The sequence below is a fragment of the Nitrospirota bacterium genome (assembly GCA_023229435.1).
Classification (GTDB): domain Bacteria; phylum Nitrospirota; class UBA9217; order UBA9217; family UBA9217; genus JALNZF01.
The window spans coordinates 117524-143521 of record JALNZF010000002.1; the positions used below are offsets into that span (position 1 = coordinate 117524).

Here is a 25998-nt window from a genome sequence, read left to right on the forward strand (position 1 = left end):
CCATTTTTTTCTCCATTTCTCCTGAATTTTTTCCGGGCATATTCCCGCTACGTGCTCCGGTAGTTTTCAAACTGAAGCTCGACGCCGAAGTCCTTTCCCTTCAGGAGCTGAATGACCGTTTGGAGATTGTCCCGGTCCTTGCCTGATACGCGCACCTGGTCCGACTGGATTGAAGCCTGCACTTTGATCTTGGAGTCCTTGATCGCCTTCACGATCTCCTTGGCCTTGTCCGTGGGGATCCCCTGCTGCAGCGTCAGGCGCTGGCGCACCGTGCCGGAGAGGGCCGGCTCCACCTTGCCGTAGGACAGGTTTTTGACCGGCACTCCGCGCTTCACGAGTTTGCCCTGCAAAATATCGATCACGCTCTTGAGCTTGTATTCGTCATCAGACACGATCACGAGGGCGTCCTTCTCCTGCGTGATGTTCGACTTGCTCCCCTTGAAGTCGAACCGCTGGCCGATCTCTTTCATGGCCTGGGTCACCGCGTTCGTCACCTCGGCCATATCGATCTTTGAAACAACATCAAATGAATTTTCTGCGGCCATGGCAACCTCCGGTTGATTGGAACGTGAATAGTGAAAAGTGTAGATTTCAAATTTGCAATTTCCAATTTACGATCTTCAATTCGCAATTCGAGCTATTGCTCGATTATCTCCGTCCCCTTCGGGGCTTTAAAGACAAAGAGCTTGTCGTCGAGACCAATGCCTTCCCGGATGTCCGTAAAGGCCATCGTGGTCGTGTTCCCGGACCGGTCGAAGATCATGAGCTCGGTGATCCGGCCAACGTCATCGACAACGAGTCGTATCTTCTTCATGGCTGCCCCCGGTTTTTTGGGGAGAAGCTCAAGCACGCGCGGTGTCTTCGGGTCCGACTGCAGCACGTCGAAGTCGTCCCGGATATGGGCTGCGCCGAGCAGGAACGCCACCGGGATGTTCATGTGCTCGAAATCAGTGAAGGTCTTCTTGATCACCTGTTCGCTCTTTTTAGAATAGAACAGCGCGGCCTTGTTGTTGATGAGGATCAGCTGACCGTTCGAGTACTCTAACCGCAGCTTGCCCGGCTTCTTGATCCAGAGCGTGCCCTCAAACTTCTGAGTTTTGCCAATGGACTTGAGGTTATTCTTCTGAATGACCTTCGCCGTGAGGTCCGCAAGATCGCGGTAATGGTTTTCGACAGAAACAACCACGTCCTGCATGGTCTGGGCATCTGCAGGCTTTATTGCACCCGGTGCTGAGACAGAGAAGAGAAGGGCAGCGGCAATGAGACACTGTTTTCCCCATGCACTATGATGAGCAGTCATTACTTCCTCCCGAGGAGCGTATCATACCATAAACAATACCTGCTGAGAAGACAGAAAATTGGTTTCATTCACCAATCTTGACAATACCCGGCTCCGAGCTTATCATGAGACCGCATGGATACCCGCTCTCCTTCACAAGCTTCTTCAGTTCACAATATTCTCCGCACGGTTTTCGGTTTTGAGTCATTCCGTCCGAATCAGGAGACCATTGTCGATAAAATCCTGAACCTGCAGGACGTCTTCGCGGTCATGCCCACGGGAGGGGGGAAATCGCTCTGTTACCAGCTCCCTGCGCTCTTGCTGGAGGGAACAGCGGTCGTTATCAGCCCCCTCATCTCTCTCATGAAGGACCAGGTAGACGCCGCGAGGGAAAACGGGATTGCGGCCGTGTTCATGAACAGCTCGCTTGACCAGCGGGAACTGGCGAATATAGAGCGCAGGCTCAGCGCCGGTCAGATCAAACTCCTTTACATCGCGCCGGAACGCTTCGCCATGCCGCAGTTCATCAAGACGCTGAGAGGCATCCCTCTCTCGCTCTTCGCCATCGACGAGGCGCACTGCATCTCCGAGTGGGGACACGATTTCCGGCCCGATTACCTCGCCCTTTCCGCAATTCCAGAGCTCTTTCCGAATGTCCCGGTTGCAGCATTCACCGCCACGGCAACGGAAAAGGTCCAGCAGGACATCATTCACAAGATCGGGCTCAGGACGCCCCATACCGTTCGCGCATCCTTCAACCGGCCCAACCTTTTCTACCAGGTCAGGCCCAAGGACGGGATCGAACAGCAGCTTTTGAACTTTGTGAGGGACCACGAGGGCGAATCGGGGATCATCTACCGGACGACCCGGGCCTCGGTCACGGCAACAGCGGGCTTCCTTGCATCCCACGGCATCAACGCGCTCCCCTACCATGCCGGTCTGTCGGCGGAAGAACGCGAGAAGAACCAGGAGGCGTTCAACCGGGATGAAGCCCCGGTGATCGTGGCAACCATTGCCTTCGGCATGGGCATCGACAAGTCGAACGTCCGGTACGTGGTCCATGCCGATCTCCCGAAACATATCGAGGCCTATTACCAGGAAACGGGCCGCGCGGGCCGCGACAACGAGCCGGCCCATTGCCTGCTCTTTTTCAGCAGGGGCGATATCCCGAAGATACGGTATTTCATCGACAAGATGGAAGACGAAGCGGAACGCGCGATCGCCATGGAGAAGTTGGACCAGACCGTGCGGTTCGCGTCTCATAATGTATGCAGAAGGAAGCAGCTTCTTTCCTTTTTCGGTGAAGCGTATCCCGGGAACAATTGCACCGCATGCGATATCTGCACCGGTTCGGTGAACCAGATCGATATCTCTACCGATGCCCGGATACTGATGTCGGCCATGGCCAGGACCAACGAGCGGTTCGGCATCGTCCACATCATCGACATCGTTATCGGCGCGGACACCAGGCGCATCAGGGAACTCGGGCATCATGAGCTCAGGACCTTCGGCGCGGGAAGACATCAGGACAAAAACCACTGGCGCTTCATCGTTAACGAACTTCTTGCCCAGGAGCTGATCAGACAGGACGGCGATCGTTACCCGGTATTAAAGATCACGCCCGCGGGCTCGGAAGCGCTCACCGGGAAAAGAGAGGTCTTCGGGCTCAAGCGGGAAGAGGTGAAAACAAACGAGCGACGCAGGAAAACAGCCGAGGGCGGCTGGTATGACGAGACGCTCTTTGATCGGCTGCGCGTGATCAGAAAAAAGATCGCCGGAGAGAACCGCGTGCCTCCCTACGTTATTTTTTCAGACAAGACGCTGCATGAGATGTGCAGGCAGTTCCCGAAAACCGCGTCCGAGATGCGGCAAATCTCCGGCGTGGGAGATGTGAAGCTTCAGCGGTATGGAGAGGACTTTCTGGAAGCGATAAGGACCTTTGGGGGTAACGGCATATGACCCCCATTCTGCAATGTCCGGTTTGCAAAAACCGTCTGCTGAACTCTGCTGACGGCTACCAATGCTCCAATTACCACACATTTGATGCGGCCCGGGAAGGGTACGTCAATCTTCTGCTTGCTCACCAGAAACATTCAAAGGAGCCTGGAGACAGCCCGGACATGATCCGGAGCCGGAGGCGGTTTCTTGACCTGGGGCATTACAACAGGGTGTCCGATGGAATCAATGAGGCTATCGAAAAGAATCTCGATCGATCGGAGCATGAACGGGCTTGCGGTATTCTTGATGCGGGCTGCGGTGAGGGTTTTTATCTCAAGCGCCTCAAGGAGTTTCTGGCTGGCAGGCACGGGAGCGCAATTCCCATCGATTGCTACGGAGTCGATATTGCGAAGTTCGCCGTTCGCCAGGCTGCCAGGCGCGACAGGACAATTGACTGGTTTGTCGCAAGCATTATCGACCTGCCCTTTGCCCTTTCATCCTTTGATGTTGTTCTGAACGTCTTTTCGCCGGTACATTTTGCGGAGTTCTCCAGGGTCCTGAATGAGACAGGCATGCTCGTGATCGTAAGCCCCGGCCCCAGACACCTGAACGGCCTGAGAGAGATCATCTATCCAATTGTCAGGGAGCATGAACAATCAGCAATGATAGAACAGGCCAGGGGGCTTTTCACTCCGCTCATGGAAACGAGTACCAATTATCAGATCGAGCTGAAGAGCTCCGCAGAGATCATGGACCTGCTGGCAATGACCCCCTTCTACTGGAACATCGATCTGAGCACCAAGTCCAGGGTGGAGGCGCTTTCTCGGCTGATGTTAGATGTCGATGTGGAGATACGGGTGTTCGGGAAGACAAAGGGATGAAATAGCGTGGCTCTGCTGTTTTTCCTCGGTACTCGTTGGCAAAGCAGAGAGAAACCAGTCAGGAGCGGGAAAGGAAATCCGCCTCCGCGATATTCCTGAAATACTTCAGGCCCGCTCGTTTCAGGAGCGGGCCTGGTTACGCGAGGGATTGATTGCGGTTATCCGAGGATTGCATCTTTGGCTGCCTTGGCAACCCGGAACTTTACGACCTTCTTTGCCTTTATCTTGATGGTTTCACCGGTTGCCGGGTTTCTGCCCATGCGGGCCTTGCGCTGCACCAGCACGAGCTTGCCGAGCCCGGGCAGCGTGAAGGTGTTCTTTGCTTCTTTATAGGCCACCGCCGCGATGAAATCCAATATCTCAGCGGCTGCCTTCTTGGTAAGTGATGCCTTTTCCGCGATCTTCGATACCAACTGTGATTTCGTCATTGCCTTTGCCATGTCTTTCCCTCCTGTAAATTAGAATTATACTGCATTGGTGAAACTATATCCTATTATGAGCAAATTGACAAGGGCTGTTTTTCAATAAAGACACGAGCGGCGAAACAGATCACCGCGAGGCGTGTCAGCCCGTGGATGGAACATGCCTGATGCCTACAGCTCGTCCAGATCATTCAGGGTACCGTCCATGTTCTTGCGCACCAACACCTCCCGCGGCTTGGATCCGTCAGCAGCCCCGACAATGCCGTCCTCCTGCATCATCTCGATCATGCGCGCCGCACGATTGTAGCCCACGCGGAGCCTGCGCTGGATAAATGACGTGGAGGCCTGGCCGTTCATCTGGACCAGTTCAACGGCACGCTGGTACAGCTCGTCCCGCTCGCTTTTCTCAACCTCCGCGACCTGGGCCTCGACGATCTCCTTTGCCCGCTGCTGGAGCAGGTCGTAGTTCGGCTTGCCCTGTTTCTTGACGAACTCCACCACGCGCTTGATCTCGGCCTCTGATACGAAGCACCCGTGGGCCCGGATGATGTGGGACGAACCGGGCGGCTGGAAGAGCATGTCGCCCATGCCGAGCAGGTTCTCGGCGCCGTTCGCATCGAGGATGGTGCGCGAATCGGTTTTGGATGAAACCTGAAAGGATATCCGGGCCGGCAGGTTCGCCTTGATCAGGCCGGTGATCACATCCACACTCGGCCGCTGGGTCGCCACGATCAGATGGATGCCCGCGGCCCGCGCCATCTGTGCGAGTCGCATGACGGAGTCCTCTACCTCGCGCGCCACCGTCATCATGAGGTCCGCGAGCTCATCGATGATCACGACGATGTAGGGGAGCCGTTCTGCCTCGGGGACGGCCTTGTTATAGGAGTCGATGTTCTTGTTCCCCTTTTCGGAGAGCGTGCGGTACCGCCGGTCCATCTCGGCCACGATTGCCCGGAGCGTTTCTGCCGCCTTCTTGGACTGGGTGACGACCGGAGAAAGCAGGTGCGGGATGCCTTCATACACCGAGAGCTCGAGCATCTTGGGGTCGATCAGGGCGAGCCTGACCTCGCTCGGTCGCGCATTGTACAGGATCGCCAGGATGATGGAGTTGATGGCAACGCTCTTGCCCGAGCCGGTGGCGCCTGCCACGAGCATATGCGGCATCTTGTCGATGCTGCCGATCACCGAGGCGCCGAAGATGTCCTTGCCCAGGGGGATCTTGAGCTTCGATTTGTTCGACTGGTATTCCGGCGTCTCGAGGATCTGGCGGAAGTAGACCGTCTCGCGCGTGTTGTTCGGCACCTCGATGCCGACGGCGGCTTTGCCCGGAAGAGGCGCCACAATACGCACGCTGCCGGCCTTCATGGCAAGCGCCAGGTCGTCAGAGAGGTTCACGATCCTGCTCACCTTCACGCCCGGGGCCGGCTCGAACTCGAACATGGTGACCACGGGGCCGGGATAGACCTGCGTGATGCGTCCCTGGATGTCGAAGTCCTGGAGTTTGTGCTGCAGCAGTTCGGACTGGGCGAACATGTCCTCTTTCGAGACCTTTTTCGCGATCACCGGGACAGGATCGAGCAGGTCCAGTGATGGAAGCTCATATGCCCCCTTCGCATCCTTGTCCCCTTTTTCCATCCCCGGCAAAGGCATCTGAACGGTCTTCACCGGCTTTTCCGGTTTGACGATCTTCGGCGCAGGAGACGGCTGCTTCTGGGTTTCCATGATCTTCGGCGGTTCCTTGGGCACGACGGGCCGCATTTTTGCCTCGCGCGCTTTTTCTTTGCGGCCGCGGTACACGGTTATCAGAATATCGAGTTGTTCCATCATGCGTCCGTTCAGGTCGCTCAGCCACGCGAATGCCTTGAGCGGAGAAAAAGGTGTGAGCAGCATGAGGGCGATGACCATGGCCGTGAACGTGATGATGGTGGCGCCGATTCCGGAAAATCCGGAAACAAGCACGCGCGCTATGAAACCGCCAAGCATGCCGCCTGACGGCACAGACTCCCCGAACAACCGGGTTGTTTCGCTCCCGAGCCCGAAGAATGCCCCTGCCGATAGGAAGAATATGATGCCGCCGACCTTCTTGAGAAGCGGGTGCTCCGCCTCCCACCCTATGGTGAAGAGCAGGGCATACCCGAACATGAGAAGCGGGATCACATATGCGGAGAGGCCGAAGAGATGGAGCAATGCGTCGGAGAGATACGCGCCCATGATCCCGATGGTGTTCCTGATACCCGCGCCCGTGCCGGAGACGCTGAAGCAGGGATCGACCGCGGTGTACGAGACCAGGCTGAGCGTGATCAGCAGTCCGATGGCGAAGAGCAGCAGCCCGACCATCTCGTTCCAGTGCTTCTGTTTCGTTGCGTTAACCGCCATAGGCTCCTAATTCGGACTATCCGAAAATAAATTATTTTCTCGCAACATGCGCTGACTCTTGATACTGGATAGAACCTGCTCATCCTGATGCAGTTTTTTACCTCGTCAATCGTCCCTCATCCCTCGTTCTACTTTTTGTTATCGCCTCGCCGCCCATAACGCCACCACAACTCCGACCAGCGCCAGGCGGTACCAGACAAAGATATTCAGCGTATGCCGATCCAGATACTGGAGCAGGAATTTTATGCACAAATACCCGACGATTGCCGAGAACAAGGTTCCCAAGACAAAGGGCAGCACTTCGTTGTCGGCAAGATGAAGCTTGTGAAGTTTCAGAATAGCCGCTCCTGCAATGACCGGCGTGGAAAGGAGAAAGGAGAACCGTGCCGCGCTCGCCCTCGTGTATCCGGCCATGAGACCGGCACTAATGGTAATTCCCGATCGCGACACGCCCGGCAACAGGGCAAGGGCCTGGGCGAATCCGATAAAGATCGCATGACCAAGTGTCAGGCGCCCGAGACCCGCGTTCTTTGCTGAATATCGGTCCGCCGCCCACATCACGAGGCTGATCGCAGCGAGCGCCCCGGCGATCAGGAGCGGGTTCCGGAAACTCTCTTCCACCACATGTTCATATTTCAAGCCCAGGACGCCCGCGGGGATCGTAGCCAGGACAATGAACCACACGAGCCTGCCTTCGTTGGATTTCCACGTGCCGTCCTTGATGCCGGTAAAGAATTTTCCGAACAGATCAAACCAGTCCCGCCAGAAGAACGCCAGGATCGCGACCAGCGTGCCGGCGTGCAGCGCCACGTCGAAGTTCAGGCTGTCGATCAGCGTGCCCTGCCAGCCGAACATCCAGGGGAGCAGGATCAGGTGGGCCGAGGAGCTGATGGGGAGAAACTCCGTGATCCCCTGGATAATGCCGAGAAAAATCGCTTCAAAAATCACGCTTCACCTCTTCAGCCAAATTATATGTCTTCCTTGCCATTTAACACCGCATCATCTTGGCTGCACAGCTCCAAGCGAACCCATTATTTCACAAAGCAGACAGGATTTCAAGCTGTTTTGAATTTGTTAACAAATGAGCCCGCGGCTTGTCCATAACTTTTCCCCTTCCTGCAGCATGAATAGTGGATCACGGCGAGGGGGAAGCCCGGTATTCTTGCGCCTCGCCTCCTCTGTTCGGACAAGCTCTCGACGAAGCATGCCTCCTCTTCCCGGGGACGCAGTTAGCCTATGAACCTGATAAAAGCTACAAAGCATTTTCTCCTGCACTGCAAACCATTTGATTTCTCGATGTTCTTCATGCAGTAAAATCATTGCACTAAATAGTTTTGTTCTACACATCCTTATTCGCTCATGGGAATAAGGACCATCAGTAATACTAAAGCCCTAACAGATGAACACACATCCTTCTTTTATAAAATCTGAGACAGTATTCATTAATTCCTTTACAATAAAAATCGATTAGATTAACATTCTTACAAATAAATTTGGTTTCATTTTTGGTTTGCTCAGAGCACATCCCGCCGGAATATTTCTTAATTCTCTGTCGCTCATGAAAAAGGAGGTGATCATTATGCCTGTCGAACTTCTTCAGAAGTGCCGTTGTGAGAATCAGGATCTCAAAATGCAAACACAACTTCGCGCTTCGCTCTTTTACCTGCCTTATTCGTAATCAAAAGCTCTTGTACGTTCATCCAGGCAAAACGGATGGGTTGCTGTTTTATAACTCCAGTGATCTCAATAAACAACCATTTGAACTTAAAAGGGAGAACATCATGCAAGACTCATTAATGTACCAGGGAGAGGTGATTCAGAAGCATACAGGACTGATTCAGGAAAGACCGAGAACCTATGTCGAGGCGCTTGACGCCAAGATCGAGAAATATATGCTGGCGCTGGGAGACCTCGAAGTCCGATGTTCCATGCCGGACGCGAACAAGGAAGCGTTCCTTGATGAAATTACCATGCTGAACGACACCATTCTTGAAGCCTGCGCCCAGTTTGAAGAGGGAGTGGATGATCCGCTGGCCCTTAAACAAGCCCAGGTCTACTTCCGCGAAAAGACACACCCGATCCTTTCAAAAAGCTATATCATCAATCGCTGCCGAACATGGCCGCAGGGACAGCAGGGAGATTTTATGACCCTGGAACTGGCTTATAAGAACATGCCGATGTCGGATGGCATTGGATACTATCTGGACAAATACACGCAAGCCACGACCCTTGGTGTCGGAGTACGGGAGCGGATCGTCAAAATGCGTTCTTTGTTGAAAGAAGAACTGGTAAGCAGGGGCAATCCAAAGGTCCTTGATGTGGCCTGCGGTTCCTGCAGGGAAGTTTTCGAATTAGCGCCGGAGATCAAGGCGTCGGGAGCTAAATTCACCTGTGTTGATCTGGACCCTGCTGCCCTGGAGTTCGCCCTCGATCGTTTTGCTATTGCAAAGCTTACAGAAGAGCATACAGAATTGATTCAGTACAATGCGCTTAGAATGTTCGATAACGAGACGGCGCAGACGGAATTCGGGATGCAGGACGTCATCTACAGTATCGGTTTCTTTGATTATCTTCCCGATGATTTTCTGGTGAAAATGCTGAACTCCCTGTATCTGCTGCTCAATCCCGGCGGAAAACTTATTGCGTCCTTCAAAGATGCGGACCATTACCGTCCAGAGCTTTGCCACTGGCTTGTTGATTGGGACGGTTTTTTACAACGCACTGAGAAGGATTTTCTGCAAGTATTCCGTGATGCCAATATCCCGGATAGCGCACTATCAATGACCCGGGTCGATTCCGGATCGATAGTCTTCTACTCGATCACGAAGCAGTAATATATACGGAATGGCGACAAATCGCCCGGAGGATGAACTATTGCTTGAAGCCGCTTTAAAAAAATGATATAAGTATAAGTACAAAGCATTATAAAGATCATACTCAGGCAGGGTGTATTACACACATGTCTCTCAAACTGTACAAATCGATGCCACACATTCAAATCGGGAGAAGAGTCTGAAAAGCAACCCTCTTCTTCATAAAGTGGCGATCGTAACGGGTGGAACAAGGGGCATCGGCCGATCCATTGTCCTTGCCATCTGCGGTGCGGGTGCTGATTGCGCGTTCACCTATTCCAGTAAACGCGATGCAGCGGAGTCACTTTCTGAAGAGGTGCAACGTCTCGGCAGAAGAGCGTTGCCCGTTCAGCTTGACGTGAGGGATTTTGAAGGCGCCAAAACGCTCGTCGATACAGTAAAAAAAGAATTCGGCCGGCTCGACATTCTTGTTAACAATGCCGGCATTACAAAAGACAAGTCGCTCATGATGATGAGTCAGGAAGACTGGTCCGATGTGATCGATACCAATCTCACGGGGGTCTTTAATACCACCCGGGCGTGCATTATTACCTTTCTCAAGCAGAAAAGCGGGAACATCGTCAACATTTCGTCAGTAAGCGGCATCCACCCGCTCCCCGGCCAGGTCAATTACGCTGCTGCGAAGGCCGGTGTGATCGGCTTTACCAAATCGCTCGCACAAGAGGTGGCACCCTATAACATCAGGGTCAATGCAATTGCCCCCGGCTTTATCAGCACCGAGATGACCGCTGAGTTCAGCGAGAAGGCAAGAGAAAAATTTATGGGCATGATCCCGCTCAGGAGATTCGGCACTGCCGATGAAGTGGCACAGGCTGTACTTTTCTTGCTCAGTGATGACTCGCAGTACATTACCGGGCAGACAATACAGATCGATGGTGGATTGGGGATATAGGCCCGGCATGAACAGGAGAATAGTCATTACCGGCATCGGCGTTCTCTCGCCTATTGCAATCGGCAAAGATGCCTATTGGGAAGGATTGTCTCAAGGCAAGACGGGCTTTCGTCCCGTGACCCTTTTCGACACATCGCCTTTTCGCGTCAACATCGCGGGAGAGATCACGGATTTTGACGCCCTTTCATTCCTCGGCAAAAAAGGACTGCGGGACCTCGATAGAAGCACGAGACTCATCTGCTCCGCTGCCAAACTCGCCATAGACGACAGCAGGATAGAGATCACGGAAGACACTACCCATTCGATGGGCGTCTCCATCGGCACGACATTCGGGAGTCTCCACAGCATTTCACAATTCGACCGATCAGGCCTCATTGACGGGCCGCGGTTCGTCAATCCATCGCACTTTCCGAATACGGTCATCAATTCGCCGGCCAGCCAGGTATCGATAAAATTCAAGATCAAAGGCTTCAACACTACAATATCCACCGGTTTTTGCGCCAGTCTCGATGCCGTCTCGTATGCAGCGGATTTTATCCGATTGAACCGGGCCGATGTTGTGTTGGCAGGAGGAGTGGAAGAACTATGCGAAGAGACTTTTATGGGTTTTCATAATCTCGGATGCTTATCCGGAACCGACGGCTCTGAACCAATCTGCTGCCCGTTCGACGCGCGAAGGAACGGTACGATTCTGTCCGAAGGTGCGGCAGTGCTGGTACTGGAAGAGGAGGAGCACGCAGTGAACAGAAATGCGGTGATTCTCGCGCGCGTTCTGGGTTACGGCAATGCCTTTGACCCTCTGGCTGAGAGCAACTTTCATCATGCAGGTCAGGGATTGAAAAACGCCATAACGCTCGCTTTGCAGGAAGCCGCTCTCAATCCCGGAGACATCGACTATGTCTGCGCCTGTGCCAATTCATCAAAAGGGTTCGACCGGATGGAAACGAACGTCATCAAGGAAGTCTTTGGGGCGCGGGCACTTTCGCTGCCTGTCAGCTCGATAAAATCCATGGTGGGCGAATCGTTTTCCGCATCGGGCGCACTGTCTTTGACAGCCGCAGTCGGAGCGCTCCGGAAGGAGATGATTCCACCAACAGCAAACTACCACGAACGAGACCCTGTGTGCGATCTCGATTATGTCCCCAATATTGCGCGACAGAGGCGGATACAGAATGTGCTTGTAACTTCGGCAGATCCCTATGGCCAGAACACGGCTATTGTGCTGGGAAGATATTAACGGTCTCATAATCGTATTGATATCCATTTTTCAAAATCCCTCCTAACCTCTCTTTTCCAAAGGGAGGAAACGCCCCTCTTTGACAAAGAGGGGCGGGGGGAGATTTTCTAATAATGTAGTTTCTATTTTGATACGATTAATAAGCGTAGCGTATAATGTATGAGCATGAAGTAAAGCACAGAGTATAACTCTCTGCTCTTTACTCCATGCTCTATGCGGAAATCCGGTGACCCATGCAGCTTGACTTCGAAGAAATAAAGAAACTCATTCCTCAGCGATTCCCTTTTATCATGATCGATAAAATCGTGGAGATTGAACCGGGAAAACACGCAATTGCCGTGAAGAACATTTCCGGCAATGACATGGTATTCCTCGGCCATTTTCCGGAAAAGGCCGTCATGCCCGGCGCTCTCATTATCGAGGCAATGGCGCAGACCGCTATCATTCTCTTTGCCACAAGCGGAAAAGCCGGGAACAGCGAAAAAAAACCATTGTATTATTTCGGTTCGGTCAAAGCACGGTTCCTTCAACCTGCAGTACCAGGCGATCAGTTGAAAATCCGGGTTGAAAACGTGAAAACCTTGCCAAGCGGAGCTTTTGTTTCAGGCGAGGCATTTGTTGACAATAAAAAAATAGCAGAGGCGGAGCTGGTATTCAGCGTAAAAAATGAGTGAGCGAGTTGTTATAACAGGACTTGGCGTTATATCATCAATAGGGATTGGTTGGGAACAATTCTGGAATAATCTCTTGAAGGGGCAATCAGGTATAAGCCCTGTTGCGTCCTTTGACACTTCGAACCAGTTTACCCATATGGCCGGTGAGGTAAAAATATTTAAACCTGAGAACTTTATGCGGCAAGAGCTTCTCGGAACCTTGAGTCGGTCATCTCAGATGGCGCTTGCTGGTGCAAAGCTGGCATTGAATGATGCTCATATATTGAGTAGCGATGCTTCAACCATCAACATCGCTACATGCATTGGAACGAATATCGGTTCTATTCAAACCGTCGAAAAAGTCAACGAGATACTCTTGCGTGGAAATAATATTGATATCAGCGATAGACTGGTGGCCCAGATCCCGACCGAGACAACTCCCGCTATGATCGCAAAAGAATTCAACCTTGACGGTGGCAATATGATATTTTCAACAGCGTGCTCGGCGGGTAATTATGCAGTAGGATACGGGTTTGACTTAATCAAGTTGGACCGAGCACAGGCGGTCTTGGCAGGTGGTTTCGATGCATTTTCTAAAGTTGCATTCACTGGCTTTAATCAATTTGCAGCGGTGGCTCCGGACAAATGCCGTCCTTTCGATAAAAACCGAAAAGGTATGATGGTAGCGGAGGGCGCAGGAATGCTGGTTCTAGAAGCTTTGGAGAGCGCCCTACAGAGAAAGGCCCTCATTTATGCCGAGGTTTTGGGATATGGTCTAAGCTGCGACGCCCACCATATGACAAGCTCTTCGGTCGATGGAATCAAGTTGTGCATGAGAAAAGCATTGAAAGAAGCGGGCGTTTCATCAGAAAATATTGACTATATCAGCGCCCATGGTACCGGTACGTTGACGAACGACAAAAATGAATGCGCCGCCATCAAAGAGGTATTCGGGCGTCGGTGTAATAAAATACCTGCCAGTTCCATCAAATCCATGCTTGGTCACACCATGGGAGCAGCATCGGCAATCGAAGCAATCACTTGCGCACTCGTTGTTAAAAACGATATGATTCCGCCAACCATCAATTATGAAACTCCAGACTCTGAATGTGATATCGACTGTGTTCCCAATCAATCACGAAAACATTCCGTCACCATAGCATTGAATAATTCCTACGCATTTGGCGGTAACAATGCCTGTCTGGTTTTATCAAAATTTATCAACTAAGGAGGATGTGAATTTAACAATGGCTGACAATGTGGAAAAGGAAATCGTTTTTATAATCTCTGAAGTTTCGGGGTTTGATGAGGATGAGATAACCCCTGAGAAAAATTTTTTTAAAGATCTGGAGGTAGACTCTATTAAAGCGATCGAGATTACAGTTGCACTTGAAAAAAAATTTAAGGTTTCCGTAAGAGATGAGGATGTCCCCAAAATTACAACCGTGAAAGAAGCTGTCGCTCTCATAAATAAATTGCTGGATCAAAAAAGTTCGGGGAAAGTCTAAGGCTGATATGGACGCGGGGACATATGATGCTGTTATAATAGGTGCTGGCATGAGCGGCCTTGTATGCGGCTGCTATCTTGCAAAGGCTGGAATGAAAGTGCTCATAGTTGAAAAGCATAATAAACCCGGCGGTTACTGTACTTCGTTTAGGAGACAAGGCTTTACGTTTGATGCCGCTGCCCATTCAATGGGTGGATGTAAGCATGGTATTCTCGGAAAGGTTTTTAGCGACCTTGAAATCGAACGAAAATTGCGGCTATTGCGGTTCGATCCTTCAAATATTGTAATAACACCCAAGCTGAAAATTTCTTTCTGGTCGAAACTGGATAAAACCATCAGCGAATTTCAAATAGTTTTTCCAGAAGAACGCGACAATATAGAGAAATTTATTCAGTTCCTCATTAAGCCTGATCCAGCTAATTTAATGTCTATAAGAAATTGGACATTTAAAAGATTATTAGACCAATTTTTTAATAACGATGTGCTTAAAGCCATTTTTTCTGTCCCCTTAGGTGGATATACCGGTTTGCCTTCATCGCGGATCTCCGCTTTTTTGGGGTTAGGTATTTTTAAGGAGTCTATCCTCGATGGCGGATACTATCCAGATGGCGGAATGCAGGCATTATCTAATGCTCTCGTAGAGATATTGAGGGGGCATGGTGGCGAGCTAAGACTGTCCTCTCTTGCTAAAAGAATAAAGGTTAAAGACAATATTGTTACAGGTGTAGTTTTAGAAACAGATGGGTTTATTAAATCAAAATTTGTAATATCTGCCTGCGATGCTCGCCAGACTTTCCTTGAGCTTATTCGGAAAGAGTTTGTTAAAAATCAATTTTTAGTCGACATTGAAAATATGATTCCTTCAGCCTCGATGTTTATTTTATATTTAGGCATGAATGAAGCTTTTAATACCGCACTCGAGCCTCGAGCTAACTTATGGTTTTTGTCTCATACTACTTCAGGCGATGAATATTTTTCATTAAAAAATCCCAATGTTGATGAAATAAATGAGTACCTGATGCATCTGTCACCCGATAAAAAAAGTATAGTCGCCTTACGGTTTGCACCTTTTAAAAATAAACAGTATTGGGAAGATAACAAGATTAAGTGGCAAGAGTCATTTATTAAAAAAATAGAGTCAAACGCGATTCCCGAAATATCAAAATTCATACAATATCGAGAGACAGCTACCCCGCATACCTTACAACGATATACTTTTAATTATAATGGTGCCGCCTTTGGATGGGCGGGGCTTCCAACGCAACTGACAATTCCTGATTTTAGAAAACCTTCTTTCATCCGAGGTCTTTACTTAACCGGTCATTGGACAACGCACGGGCTTGGGATTCCAGGAGTGGCGTATGTTGGTTATGATACTGCTAAAACAATACTAAAAAAGAAATTTATTTAAGATATTATCATCATTTTATGATAAAATTTCAATCATGACTAATAAAGATAGTAAAAAAGACCACTATATAGAGAAGGAATTATATGCCACTGCGGCCTCTCTTGCTCCTACGCTTATTATTATAGGTGGCGTCATAGATTTGTCATTAAGTTTGTTGGATTACCTTGTAACTCCTGAAAATTTTCTGCCATTTTTAACTTATAGACTATTCGCTGTCTTTTTCATGGCGATTCTCTATTTTCTCCTCAAATTAAAGAAGGGCTATTTATTTCTTTTATTTTCTGTTATTTTGGCTACGATAATAACATCATTAATGGTTGAATTGATGATTTTATCTTTTGGAGGTCATCAATCTATTTATTATGCCGGAATGATCATTGTTCTTGCTTTTGTTCTCGGATTTCTCCCGATTTCCGTCAAGTTAGCGGTTGCAGTAGCGATTGTGGTATATAGCATTTATCTTGTACCAATTTTAATTTTCGATAAAATTGTTAATGCTAGAATATTTATCAATAATAATATTTTTTTATTGGCCGCAGCTCTTGGTGGAATTTCATGGAGATACGTCAGCCAAAAATTGCTTATAAAAAACCTTTCCCTGCAGTATGATCTGGAACAGCAAAAGAAGCAGCTCGAAAACTACTCCCTTCAGCTTCAAGACAAGGTTGAAGAACGAACAAAAGAACTCCACGAATCCGAGCAATGGCACCGATCCCTTTTTGAGAACGCAACGGACGGAATTATCGTCATGGATCGGCACGGCATCATCGTTAACGCAAATGACAAGGCCTGCGAAATGCACGGCTTTACACGAGAGGCGCTTGTCGGCACCCATATGAAGCTATTGGCGGGCGATGGTGACTGGGATAAAATGGCGGAGAGGCTGCGCCGGATATTAGACGGCGAATCTCTCGTGTTTGAAGCCAAGAACAACAAAAAGGACGGCACAGCGGTCTATTTCGAAATCAGTTCCAAGGCCATCTCCATCGGCAACGCGTTGTTCATTCAGTCCTTCTATCGTGATATCACTGAAAAGCAGAAGTTCCAGCAACATTTGCTCCAGTCGCAGAAGATGGAATCCATCGGGGTACTCGCCGGCGGTATCGCCCACGATTTCAATAATATTCTGACCGCCATCCTCGGCCACACCGACCTCGTTCGCCGGTTTTCCGTGCTGGACGAAAAGGCGACACGCAGTCTGAACGTTATCGAAGACGCTTCGCGAAGAGCGGGGAGAATGATCTCAAAACTGCTGGGCTTCGCGCGCAAGAGCAAATATGAGCGTATCCCGATCAACCTGAACGACGTGGTGTATGAAACCATCAAACTGCTCGAGCAGGTCATCGACAAGAGCATAGACCTGAGCGTGGAACTTGATAACCGGCTCCCCCTGATCCAGGGCGATGTCAATCAGATGGAGCAGGTTATCATGAATTTCATCGTCAATGCCCGTGATTCCATGCCGAAAAAGGGCGGGCGCATTGTCATCCATACGCAATCCAGGACGGTCGTGAAGAGCATGCCGGATGTACCGCCCTATGTCCCTCCCGGGGAATATGTCCAGATAAGCGTCACTGACACGGGCGCGGGGATTCCCGAAGACATCTTGAACAAGATATTCGAACCTTTCTTCACGACGAAAGAGCAGGGAAAAGGCACCGGGCTCGGCCTGTCCATGGTCTATGGAGCCGTCAAGGACCATGAGGGATATCTCTCTGTTCAGAGCACGCTCGGCGTCGGGAGCACGTTTACCGTGTACCTGCCTGCTGCAGCCCCCACGGCAGTCGCCGGAACAAAGGAGCCCTTAAAGCGGACCAGCGGAAAGGAAACCCTGCTTGTCGTCGATGACGAACAGGATGTTCTGGACATCATGCGGGATTCGCTGGAAACCAATGGATACAAGGTGTTTGCAACCAGCGATCCTGTTGTGGCAATGGACATTTATCGAAGAATTTTTCACGAAGTGGCGCTTGTCATATCCGATATCGTCATGCCCGGCATCGACGGCAAGGAGCTCATACGGCAGATAAAAACGATCAATCCCGACGTTAAAGTTCTCGCGGTTTCAGGGTATTCGAGATATGTTGCGGATAAGGACGAGATCAAGGAAATTGACGGCTTTCTTCAGAAGCCGTTCGAATCGTATTATCTTCTTTCCGTGGTACGGCGGATACTCGATACGAAGTCAAAGAAATTCATACCTGTCTGAACGAACATCCCCTCACAGCCATTCATCATCATAAACCCGATAAAACCATAAACTTGCCTGCCCGGCTGAACTCGCGGCTGAAATAGAATCAGGCCTCGTGAGACGACAGGACCTCCGGGAATGATGCCCGGGCAGAATCCATGGAATTTGTTATAATAACAAAAGGTAGCAAGTATCACTTTGTTTGCATTGGTATGGCTGAAGAAAGGATCCGTACCGGAAGGGAGACGTTCCCGGTGTCGTTGAAAAAGTCGGAGCATACCATCCTGTTCATCGAGAACAACCTCGATACGCGCGAGCGTATCCGTGCGGCGTTCATAAAAGCGAACATGCCAGCGCGCCTCGAATTTGTCCCCACTCGCGAGGACTGCTTCGCGGTCATGAGGCGAGAGACCATTGATGTCCTGTTCATCAACGAGGTCCGGGGCAGGCCCAACGCCACCGAATTCGCGTGTGATCTTGCCGCGATCAACCAGCACGCACCGGTCATCATGATGTCGCCCCATGCCGATGAGGCGGCAATTCTCCATGCGCTCCGCGGCGGCGCATCAGACTGCGTCGGCATGGACCAAGAAACCATTGCCGGCTACCCGGCAATCGCCCTGCGCGCCATCGCGCGCTCCGGGACCTCCCAGGCGTACGCAGAGCAGACACTGGAGATCATCAGAAACCAGAAGCAGTGGATGTCGATCATCGATGCCATTACGGACCACATCTTCGTTCTTGACCATGCGCAGAGACTCGTGAAAGTGAACAAATCCTTCTCAACAGCGATCGGCATGCACCCGCGGGACCTCGTCGGGAGGCAACTCGAGGAGGTATTCAATGGGGACATCCCGAACGAAACACTACTCAATGATGTCCGCAGGGACGGCATGCCGCGGACATACGAGAAAAAGATCAACGATGACATTTATCAGGTCAGTATTTTCCCACTCCGTGAAAATGACTACTTCCTCACCATCCATGTATTGAAGAATATCACCGAGGTGCGAAGACTGAAGGACCAGCTGTATCATGCCGATAAGCTGGCGTCCATCGGCCTTCTGGTGTCCGGTGTGGCACACGAGATCAATAACCCGTTGACTGGGACGATCGCTTATACCGAACTTCTCTCCATGAAAGTGACCGACGAGGAGACCAAAGCCGAACTGAAGAAGATCCTGGACAGCGCCGAGCGGTGTAAAAAGATCGTGGACAATCTCATGACCTTTTCCCGACAACGGACGCCGTCCAAGAGCCTCGAATCCATCAACGACATCATTGACCGGGCCATCGGCCTCAGAGTTTACTGGCTCAAGGCCAATTCTATCGAGATCGTCAGGGACTACGCTCCTGCTACAACAGTGTTCGTGGACTCGCAGCAGATCCAGCAGGTGGTCCTGAACCTGCTGCTCAATGCCGAGCAGGCGATCCTCGACGCCGGACAGGCAAATGGCAAGATCGTATTCAGTACCCGGGGCGACAAAGAGCGCCGGCGGGTCATCGTAACCGTGAGCGATAACGGCGCCGGCGTTCCTTCGCAGATCGCCGCGAAGATCTTCGACCCCTTTTTCTCCACAAAACCCGTGGGCCAGGGAACGGGGCTGGGTCTCTCAATCTCCCACGGGATCATCACCGAGCATGGCGGGGTCATCTGGTTCGAAAATAATGAGGGCGGCACCGCGTTTACGTTCGAATTGCCCACGGGAACGGACGTGACCACGGTCGATCAAAAAATTAAAAAAACCGGGAACGGGCCCGCTTCCTAAAAAATAATCCTTCTGTTCATTACCGGCCCTTCTCTCTTCTTCCAGTGCAACCACGCGGCGATTCGAACGCGCACTACCCCTTCCTGTTTTAACTGAACAGCACTTGACAAGAGCATCACCTGCAGCATTATTAAACCCCGCCATGACGGGGCGAAGACAGGGCAGGTTTTGTCGTGAGCGCCCCGACTGAGCTCGACGAAGTCTCAGCCGAACAGCCGGGTCAAAATCCCTGTTTATCCGCGTCTATCCATATTTGTCATCGGCTTGCCGTTGTTTTCCGGGTTATATACTGCGGGGAGGGAATATTCACGCTTTCATTTCTGCGTAGGGATAGCGTGGTGAGTTCGCCGCTGACCTACTTCTTTTGTGTTTCAATGCCCATTTTTTTCATCTTCTCGAGCAACGTCGTCCGGTTGAGTCTGAGCAACTGGGCTGCCTTGCTTCTCACTCCTCCGGCCTTTGCGAGGGCCTGCGTGATCAGGTTCCGCTCCAGATTGCTCACCATATTGTTGAGGTCGATCCCGTCATCTCCGAATTCCATCGCGCCGTGTTTCAGCGTCGCGGGCGGGGATTTCAGTGCGGTCTGGTCCGGCGGCGTGAGAGCACCGCCCGCCCGCTCACGGTCCACAAAGTCCAGCTGATGGAACTTCTCGGGAAGATCCGCTACGGTCACGACCTTGTTGCTCACCAGGATGGTAAGGCGCTCGATAAGGTTCTCGAGCTCCCGCACGTTCCCCGGCCAGTCGTATTTCAGCAGGCAGTGCATCGCATCGGATGAGATCGTGAATGCTTCACGCTTTCTCTTTTGAGAGAATTCCTCGATAAAATGGGCTGTCAGGAGCGTGATGTCCTCGACCCGCTGCCGGAGCGACGGCAGGTGAAGCGGGATCACGTTCAAGCGATAGAAGAGGTCTTCCCGGAACTTCCCCTCCTTCGTAACCTTCTCGAGGTCCTTGTTCGAGGCGGCAAGGATCCGCACGTCCACTTTGATCGTCTTGACGCCGCCGACCCGCTCGAACTCCCGCTCCTGCAGGATTCGCAGCAACTTGACCTGAAGCGAGGGATCGAGTTCGCCCACTTCATCGAGAAAAAGCGTACCGCCCTGTGCCAGCTCGAAGCGGCCGATCCGGGTATTGATAGCGCCGGTAAAGGCGCCCTTCTCATGGCCGAAGAGCTCGGACTCAAGAAGATCTCTTGGGATCGCGGCGCAGTTAAGGGGCACAAAGGGGCCGCCGGAGCGCGAAATATTGTTGAAGTGGATGGTCTTGGCGATGAGCTCCTTGCCCGTCCCGCTCTCGCCGGTAATGAGGACCGTGCTGTCCGTGTCCGCGATCTTTTCAATCAATCCGTAGACCACCTGCATCGAAGGAGAATCACCGACGAGCCCCTTGAAGTTGTACTTGTTCTTGAGCTGCATCTTGAGCATCAGGTTCTCTTTCTGGAGCTTTGCCGCGGAGAACGCTTTCTCGAGGACGATCATGAGTTCGTCGAGATTGAAGGGCTTGGTGATGTAATCGAAGGCGCCGATACGCATGGCCTCAACAGCGGTCTGTACGGTGCCGAAGGCCGTCATAACAATAACGGGGACGGCGATCTTGGCCGCGATGACCTCCTTCAACACCTCCATCCCGCTGATGCCGGGCATCACAAGATCGGTGAAGATAAGATCGAACTTATCCGTCCGCAGCAGATCAAGCCCTGACTCGCCATTATGAGCCAGCGTTACCTCGAACCCTTTTTGCCCGAGAAAGGAGCGGAGGACATCTCGAACGGTTTCATCATCTTCTATGACAAGAACTCTCTTCATAATGTATAGGACAAACATAACAGAAGACCACAACCCTGTCAACCTATTGACACTCGTTTTTAACTCCAGCCGTTTCGTTTCATGAATATTGATCGCATATACTGAAAAACAGCCATTAATCTGACATCGTCAAAATGAAACGCACTTTATTTCAATGGGTTGTGGTAGGCACAATTCTTGTATAAATATAGTTATCAATGCCGATGATCTCTGCGAAGACCATCGATACTCTCTTCGGCAATGGAAGCTGAATCGATATCAGCAACAAAGGTGCCTTTCATGAGCGAAAAAAAATTCTTAAAAACCATCGCCATAGCAAGCGGCAAGATCGGCGTGGGCAAGACCACTGTGGCGGTGAATCTCGCGCTTGCCATGAACAAGCTCGGCAGAAAGGTCATGCTCATGGACTCGGATTTCGGTTTGAGAACTATCGGGGAACGGCCATACCTGCCGCCGAAATACCCTATTCAACACTTGCTGAACAGGGAGCTTTCGCTCAAGGATATTCTCGGGGAAGATCCGGCAGGCAGCACTATCCTCTCCGCCGGCCATGGGCCGCGGGAACTCAAGGACCTCACAGAGCTCCAGCGTCTCAATATTCTGAACGCCATCGACGTCTTCGCCGGCGATATTGATGTTCTCCTCATCGACACGGCGTCGGGAATCTCCGAAAATATCGCTTTCTTCTGCAGCGCTGCACAGGAGATCCTTATCCTCACTTCTCCGAAGCACGCGTCCATCGCCGATTCCGCCGCGCTCATCACCGTGCTGTACAGCAGATACCAGGAAAAGCAGTTTCACGTGCTCGTCAATTTGGCGAAGAACGACGAAGAAGCACTTGAGGTTTTCAGGCGCCTCTCGCTCGCTACCGAGCCGTGCCAGAGCATATCCCTTGACTACCTGGGCAATCTCCCTCTCGACGTGGCTGTCCATGCGGCTGTTCAAGCACAGCGGGCCTTTGTGGACCTCTATCCCCGATGCCCCGCGTCCCGGGGGATCATCGAGATCGGTAAAAAAATCCTGAAAAGCAGGGACAAGGTCAAAGGGACGCTTCAGTTCTGCATCAGCCAACTCTTAACAACGTCGGCCGATTCTCTCCGCTGAGTTATCCGTTTCCGGTTTTGTATTGCTGATCGGCTGCAAAAGGATAAGAACGCGGGGAGTACGACAACTGCGAAAATCTCGGAAAAGGGCAATAAAGATTCCGGGGCCTTCGTCTGTCACGCTGTGGTTGACTGCGGTTCTGAGATTTATTGCCGGAGGGATACGGTGCAGGGGTCGCCGAAAAAAACAACAACTCGTCGATGAGGTGCGTGTCGTTACAATTTTACCTCCCTTAGATACTGAGCAGCCGCTTCCGGCGGCGTGGGATTGATATAGAAGCCGGAGCCCCTCTCGAACCCCGCAACGCGCATGAGCCGTGGTGTGATCTCAAGGTGCCAATGGAAGTCGTCGTTCAGGGTATGCCAGTGACCGCGGCGCGCGATGCGGTTCGGCGCGGAGTAAAGCATATAATTGTACGGGGGATTCTTGAGTACCTTCCCGAGACGCTGGAGCGTATGGCGGAGCGTCCGGGAAAAGTCCATGATCTCCTCCTTGGAAATGTCCACATAGGAGCACAGATGTTTTTTGGGATAGATCCAGGTTTCGAAGGGAAATCGAGGCGCGAAGGGCACCATGACCAGGAAGTGGCGCGTCTCCTCGATCACGCGCTCCGGAGTTGCAAGTTCCTGCCTGATGATGTCGCAGAAGAGACATCGCTCTTTATAATCATAGTACGATTTGGCGCCATCCAGCTTTTCCTTCACGGCCTTGGGGACGACCGGTGTGGCAATGATCTGGGAATGGGAGTGGTTCAGGGCCGAGCCGGCGGTCCAGCCCTGGTTCTTGAAAACCAGGACATAGCGGAGCCTGCTGTCCCGCTCGAGATCGAGGATCCGGTCACGGTAGGACCAGAGCACTTTTTCCACCTGGCTTTCGGGGAGCTCCTCGAGCCGGAGCGCGTGCTCAGGGCTCTCGATAATGATCTCGTGGGCGCCGATGCCGTTCATCCAGTCGTAGATGCCGCTGCCCTCGCGCTCAAGGGTGCCTTCGATATGCAGCACCGGGAACTTGCTCGGGATCACGCGCACCCACCAGCCTTCGCTATTCGGTGCGGACTTCTCGGTGCGGAACGAGGCGATCTCCGGGGGTGTCTTTGCCTCATTGCCGCCGCAGAACGGACACTCCGCAGGCGTCACATCATCAGGCAGCTCTTCAAATGAATAGTCTTCGGGTTTTTTCGGACGCTCGGTGGAAATGATGATCCACCGGCCGACGATGGGGTCTTTACGCAGGCGGGACATCAGCTGCCCGACCTCGCCCGCTGCTCGGTCAGCACCTTGTGCACGATCTGTTTCAGTTCCTTGATACGGATGGGCTTGTTGATATACTCGGCGGCGCCAAGGCTCATGGCCTTGAGATAGCTTTCCACCTCGCCATACGCGGTAACCATGATCACGTCTGTTTTTGACCCCATCTTCCGGATTTCCTGCAGGAGTTGCAGGCCGTCCATGACCGGCATCTTGATGTCCGTGATAACGAGGTTAAAGGGGCGGCTTTTGAAAAGGCTCAGCGCTTCCTCACCGCCGTTGGCGAGGGAAACGTCATAGCCTTCATCGGTCAATATGGTATTGAAGAGATCGCGAGCGCCTTCTTCGTCATCGACAACAAGAATCTTCATTCGTTCTCCCTCAATACAAGATGGTAGAGAAAAAATATCATAAATTTATGCAATCGTCAAGGTTACACAGAGTAACACTCCTTGCAGAAAAAAGAGAATATGCGCACAGTCATAGCTTAGCTATTTGAAATATCAACGATTTATATCGAACAGCAGTTGCAGCCCCTCAAGAGTAAGATGTGGTTTTATTTCCTGAATGGTCTTTGTTTCCGAAGAAACAAGCTCAGCAAGACCTCCGGTCGCCACAACCCTCGCTTCGGCCGATAGCTCCTCCTTCATCTTCATGACAATGCCGTCCACCAGACCTGCGTAGCCGTAGATGATTCCCGCCTGCATTGCGCTGATGGTGTCCGAACCGATGATCTTCGCGGGTTTAACGAGTTCGACCCGAGGCAGCTTTGATGCGCGTTTGAACAGAGCTTCAGCCGAGATCTTCATGCCCGGACAGATGGCCCCGCCGAGGTACTCGCCTTTCTTCGTGATCGCGCAGAAGGTGGTGGCTGTGCCGAAATCAACGATGATGAGCGGACCGCCGTAACGCTTGTAGGCCGCGGCCGCGTTCACAATACGGTCCGCTCCCACCTCTTTTGGATTATCAGTGCATATCGTGATGCCCGTCTTGAGCTTATGCGTCACGACCATGGGCTCGATCTTGAAGTACTTCCGGGACATTTCGACCATCACCGGCAGGAGCGGCGGCACCACCGTCGAGATGATCACCCCGTGTATCTGCGTGAACTCGATCCGGGCGAAGCCGAAGAGATCTTTGAAGATCATGGCGTACTCATCGGGCGTGATCTGCGTGTTCGTGCCCACGCGCCAGTTCTCGACAAGCTTTTCCCCGTCGAACACACCGAGGACCACGTTGGTGTTGCCTATGTCGATGGCTAAGAGCATTTTTCCTCCGGAAAAATAAGGGTCAAGGGGTCAGGGTCCGGGGGCCAGGCAATGAGCTGAAAAAACCTGGTGCCTTAGGCCTTCCTTTACCCTGGCTACTGAACCCTGCACCCTATGTTTTTACTATCGTCACATCCCCTGCCGCTACCGTGCGTATCGTGCCGTCATCGAGCCTGACGATAAGTCTGCCATCACGATCAATCCCTTGCGCGAGACCATCGAAAGCCTCGCCCGCTCCGCTCACGGTGATGCGGTTGCCCACGGTCATATTGAGCTTTTCCCATTCTTCGAGAACATCCCCGTCATTATTGAGGAACTTCTGATACCAGCGCTCAAGGTCCCGCAGGACCTGCTGAAGCAGTACGGTCCTGTTTATCTTCGCTCCCGCCTCTGCCGCGAGTGTGGTCGTCAGGCTGCGGACCTCGGGGGGCAGCTCGCCCATCTCCATGTTGACATCCACGCCGATGCCGAGCACGATATGGCGAATGCGGTCCTGCTCGGCGCTCATCTCGGTCAGCAACCCGCTGACCTTTTTGCCGGAGATAAGGATATCATTCGGCCACTTGATGCCCGCCTCCAGCCCGCACGTTGTCCTGATCGCCGACGCCACGGCCACAGCGCCGGTCAGAGTGATCAGGGGCGCTTTCTGCATCGGAATATTCGGACGGAGGACCACGCTCAGATAGAGGTTCCCTTTCGGCGAGATCCATTTCCTGCCGAGCCGCCCCTTGCCGCCCGTCTGCGTCTCGGCGATCACGACGGTCCCTTCGGGCGTTCCCTCAGCCGCCATCTCCATGGCCAGGGTGTTCGTGGATGCCACGTCGGACAGGAAATGTATTTTTTTTCCCATGACCGTGGTCCTGAGCCCCGGCTTGATATCGTTCTGTCTGAGGATATCAGGCACGGTCGTGATTTTGTATCCCTGCGATGGGACGGCCTCGATCCCGAATCCCTCACGCTCCAGTGACTTGATGTGTTTCCACACCATCGTGCGGGAAATACCGCATTTTCTCGCCAGTGCTTCTCCGGAGATGAATCCCGGGCAGGACGACCGGAGCAGGTTCAGAATTTTTTCTTTATACATAGATAAACCAGGGTACAGGGGTCAGTTGTCAGGATTCAGTCAAACAGCAAAGCCTCGC

The 25998-nt window shown here is 52.0% G+C and carries 22 protein-coding genes; 12 read left to right on the forward strand and 10 right to left on the reverse strand.

All coding sequences use genetic code 11. The features are described from left to right. Nucleotides 1–47 precede the first annotated feature (47 nt). A complete protein-coding gene (locus M0R70_02170; protein MCK9418167.1) occupies nt 48–545 on the reverse strand; it encodes a YajQ family cyclic di-GMP-binding protein in 498 nt (165 codons plus the stop codon). Between the two features lie 92 nt (nt 546–637). After that, the gene (locus M0R70_02175; GenBank protein MCK9418168.1) at nt 638–1300 is read right to left on the reverse strand and encodes an outer membrane lipoprotein carrier protein LolA; all 663 of its coding nucleotides are present in this window, start codon (nt 1298–1300) and stop codon (nt 638–640) included. Between the two features lie 114 nt (nt 1301–1414). Between M0R70_02175 and recQ the strand changes: the two genes are divergently transcribed. Together recQ and M0R70_02185 are read left to right on the forward strand one after the other, a co-directional pair. Next, nucleotides 1415–3238, forward strand: a complete 1824-nt coding sequence (gene recQ, locus M0R70_02180; protein ID MCK9418169.1) for a DNA helicase RecQ — start codon at nt 1415–1417, stop codon at nt 3236–3238. Further along, nucleotides 3235–4098 carry a methyltransferase domain-containing protein gene (locus M0R70_02185; GenBank protein MCK9418170.1) on the forward strand — a complete coding sequence of 288 codons (864 nt, stop codon included), beginning with the start codon at nt 3235–3237 and terminating at the stop codon, nt 4096–4098. The genes recQ and M0R70_02185 overlap by 4 nt, the downstream gene beginning before the upstream one ends. Before the next feature lie 158 nt (nt 4099–4256). On the opposite strand, the gene M0R70_02190 is transcribed toward M0R70_02185, so the two are convergent. The 3 genes from M0R70_02190 to uppP all read right to left on the reverse strand — a co-directional run bounded on the left by M0R70_02190 (nt 4257) and on the right by uppP (nt 7844). Then, nucleotides 4257–4538 (reverse strand): HU family DNA-binding protein, encoded by a 282-nt coding sequence (locus tag M0R70_02190; GenBank protein MCK9418171.1) that lies wholly within the window; start codon nt 4536–4538, stop codon nt 4257–4259. Between the two features lie 153 nt (nt 4539–4691). Beyond that, complete coding sequence (locus tag M0R70_02195) at nt 4692–6896, reverse strand: DNA translocase FtsK 4TM domain-containing protein (protein MCK9418172.1); 2205 nt, start codon at nt 6894–6896, stop codon at nt 4692–4694. A gap of 138 nt (nt 6897–7034) precedes the next feature. After that, nucleotides 7035–7844 (reverse strand): undecaprenyl-diphosphatase UppP, encoded by an 810-nt coding sequence (gene uppP / locus M0R70_02200; GenBank protein ID MCK9418173.1) that lies wholly within the window; start codon nt 7842–7844, stop codon nt 7035–7037. An 833-nt stretch (nt 7845–8677) separates the two neighbouring features. On the opposite strand from uppP, the gene M0R70_02205 reads away from it, so the two are divergent. The 9 genes from M0R70_02205 to M0R70_02245 all read left to right on the forward strand — a co-directional run bounded on the left by M0R70_02205 (nt 8678) and on the right by M0R70_02245 (nt 19430). Further along, nucleotides 8678–9730 (forward strand): class I SAM-dependent methyltransferase, encoded by a 1053-nt coding sequence (locus tag M0R70_02205; GenBank protein MCK9418174.1) that lies wholly within the window; start codon nt 8678–8680, stop codon nt 9728–9730. Nucleotides 9731–9935: 205 nt separating this feature from the next. Next, entirely contained in the window at nt 9936–10661 is a 726-nt protein-coding gene (gene fabG / locus M0R70_02210) for a 3-oxoacyl-[acyl-carrier-protein] reductase (protein MCK9418175.1), read from the forward strand. Between the two features lie 7 nt (nt 10662–10668). Then, nucleotides 10669–11898 carry a beta-ketoacyl-[acyl-carrier-protein] synthase family protein gene (locus M0R70_02215; GenBank protein ID MCK9418176.1) on the forward strand — a complete coding sequence of 410 codons (1230 nt, stop codon included), beginning with the start codon at nt 10669–10671 and terminating at the stop codon, nt 11896–11898. Nucleotides 11899–12131: 233 nt separating this feature from the next. Further along, on the forward strand, nt 12132–12572 hold the full coding sequence (fabZ, locus tag M0R70_02220; protein ID MCK9418177.1) for a 3-hydroxyacyl-ACP dehydratase FabZ: 441 nt from the start codon (nt 12132–12134) through the stop codon (nt 12570–12572). After that, a complete protein-coding gene (locus tag M0R70_02225; GenBank protein ID MCK9418178.1) occupies nt 12565–13779 on the forward strand; it encodes a beta-ketoacyl-[acyl-carrier-protein] synthase family protein in 1215 nt (404 codons plus the stop codon). Before fabZ ends, M0R70_02225 begins: the two co-directional genes overlap by 8 nt. 19 nt (nt 13780–13798) lie before the next feature. After that, a complete protein-coding gene (locus M0R70_02230; GenBank protein ID MCK9418179.1) occupies nt 13799–14059 on the forward strand; it encodes an acyl carrier protein in 261 nt (86 codons plus the stop codon). Nucleotides 14060–14066: 7 nt separating this feature from the next. Then, entirely contained in the window at nt 14067–15470 is a 1404-nt protein-coding gene (locus tag M0R70_02235) for an NAD(P)/FAD-dependent oxidoreductase (protein ID MCK9418180.1), read from the forward strand. A 577-nt stretch (nt 15471–16047) separates the two neighbouring features. Continuing rightward, a complete protein-coding gene (locus M0R70_02240; GenBank protein MCK9418181.1) occupies nt 16048–17679 on the forward strand; it encodes a PAS domain S-box protein in 1632 nt (543 codons plus the stop codon). Between the two features lie 236 nt (nt 17680–17915). Beyond that, entirely contained in the window at nt 17916–19430 is a 1515-nt protein-coding gene (locus M0R70_02245; GenBank protein ID MCK9418182.1) for an ATP-binding protein, read from the forward strand. 355 nt (nt 19431–19785) lie between these two features. Here M0R70_02245 and M0R70_02250 read toward each other — a convergent pair whose 3' ends face one another. Further along, complete coding sequence (locus M0R70_02250; protein ID MCK9418183.1) at nt 19786–21237, reverse strand: sigma-54 dependent transcriptional regulator; 1452 nt, start codon at nt 21235–21237, stop codon at nt 19786–19788. Nucleotides 21238–21516: 279 nt separating this feature from the next. Between M0R70_02250 and M0R70_02255 the strand changes: the two genes are divergently transcribed. Further along, entirely contained in the window at nt 21517–22341 is an 825-nt protein-coding gene (locus tag M0R70_02255; GenBank protein MCK9418184.1) for a P-loop NTPase, read from the forward strand. A 215-nt stretch (nt 22342–22556) separates the two neighbouring features. Here M0R70_02255 and galT read toward each other — a convergent pair whose 3' ends face one another. The 4 genes from galT to M0R70_02275 all read right to left on the reverse strand — a co-directional run bounded on the left by galT (nt 22557) and on the right by M0R70_02275 (nt 25940). Continuing rightward, on the reverse strand, nt 22557–23582 hold the full coding sequence (gene galT / locus M0R70_02260) for a galactose-1-phosphate uridylyltransferase (protein ID MCK9418185.1): 1026 nt from the start codon (nt 23580–23582) through the stop codon (nt 22557–22559). Continuing rightward, nucleotides 23582–23959 carry a response regulator gene (locus M0R70_02265; protein MCK9418186.1) on the reverse strand — a complete coding sequence of 126 codons (378 nt, stop codon included), beginning with the start codon at nt 23957–23959 and terminating at the stop codon, nt 23582–23584. The genes galT and M0R70_02265 overlap by 1 nt, the downstream gene beginning before the upstream one ends. Before the next feature lie 132 nt (nt 23960–24091). Further along, nucleotides 24092–24856: a type III pantothenate kinase gene (locus tag M0R70_02270; GenBank protein MCK9418187.1), complete on the reverse strand. Its 765-nt coding sequence runs from the start codon at nt 24854–24856 to the stop codon at nt 24092–24094. Nucleotides 24857–24968: 112 nt separating this feature from the next. Then, nucleotides 24969–25940 carry a biotin--[acetyl-CoA-carboxylase] ligase gene (locus M0R70_02275; protein MCK9418188.1) on the reverse strand — a complete coding sequence of 324 codons (972 nt, stop codon included), beginning with the start codon at nt 25938–25940 and terminating at the stop codon, nt 24969–24971. Nucleotides 25941–25998 lie beyond the last annotated feature (58 nt).

Excerpts from the sequence above, each read along its gene's own strand:
- M0R70_02170 (MCK9418167.1), bottom strand. The coding sequence starts at position 545 with ATGGCCGCAGAAAATTCATTTGATGTTGTTTCAAAGATCGATATGGCC.
- M0R70_02175 (MCK9418168.1), bottom strand. The coding sequence starts at position 1,300 with ATGACTGCTCATCATAGTGCATGGGGAAAACAGTGTCTCATTGCCGCT.
- recQ (MCK9418169.1), top strand. The coding sequence starts at position 1,415 with ATGGATACCCGCTCTCCTTCACAAGCTTCTTCAGTTCACAATATTCTC.
- M0R70_02185 (MCK9418170.1), top strand. The coding sequence starts at position 3,235 with ATGACCCCCATTCTGCAATGTCCGGTTTGCAAAAACCGTCTGCTGAAC.
- M0R70_02190 (MCK9418171.1), bottom strand. The coding sequence starts at position 4,538 with ATGGCAAAGGCAATGACGAAATCACAGTTGGTATCGAAGATCGCGGAA.
- M0R70_02195 (MCK9418172.1), bottom strand. The coding sequence starts at position 6,896 with ATGGCGGTTAACGCAACGAAACAGAAGCACTGGAACGAGATGGTCGGG.
- M0R70_02205 (MCK9418174.1), top strand. The coding sequence starts at position 8,678 with ATGCAAGACTCATTAATGTACCAGGGAGAGGTGATTCAGAAGCATACA.
- M0R70_02215 (MCK9418176.1), top strand. The coding sequence starts at position 10,669 with ATGAACAGGAGAATAGTCATTACCGGCATCGGCGTTCTCTCGCCTATT.
- fabZ (MCK9418177.1), top strand. The coding sequence starts at position 12,132 with ATGCAGCTTGACTTCGAAGAAATAAAGAAACTCATTCCTCAGCGATTC.
- M0R70_02225 (MCK9418178.1), top strand. The coding sequence starts at position 12,565 with ATGAGTGAGCGAGTTGTTATAACAGGACTTGGCGTTATATCATCAATA.
- M0R70_02230 (MCK9418179.1), top strand. The coding sequence starts at position 13,799 with ATGGCTGACAATGTGGAAAAGGAAATCGTTTTTATAATCTCTGAAGTT.
- M0R70_02235 (MCK9418180.1), top strand. The coding sequence starts at position 14,067 with ATGGACGCGGGGACATATGATGCTGTTATAATAGGTGCTGGCATGAGC.
- M0R70_02250 (MCK9418183.1), bottom strand. The coding sequence starts at position 21,237 with ATGAAGAGAGTTCTTGTCATAGAAGATGATGAAACCGTTCGAGATGTC.
- M0R70_02255 (MCK9418184.1), top strand. The coding sequence starts at position 21,517 with ATGAGCGAAAAAAAATTCTTAAAAACCATCGCCATAGCAAGCGGCAAG.
- galT (MCK9418185.1), bottom strand. The coding sequence starts at position 23,582 with ATGTCCCGCCTGCGTAAAGACCCCATCGTCGGCCGGTGGATCATCATT.
- M0R70_02265 (MCK9418186.1), bottom strand. The coding sequence starts at position 23,959 with ATGAAGATTCTTGTTGTCGATGACGAAGAAGGCGCTCGCGATCTCTTC.
- M0R70_02270 (MCK9418187.1), bottom strand. The coding sequence starts at position 24,856 with ATGCTCTTAGCCATCGACATAGGCAACACCAACGTGGTCCTCGGTGTG.
- M0R70_02275 (MCK9418188.1), bottom strand. The coding sequence starts at position 25,940 with ATGTATAAAGAAAAAATTCTGAACCTGCTCCGGTCGTCCTGCCCGGGA.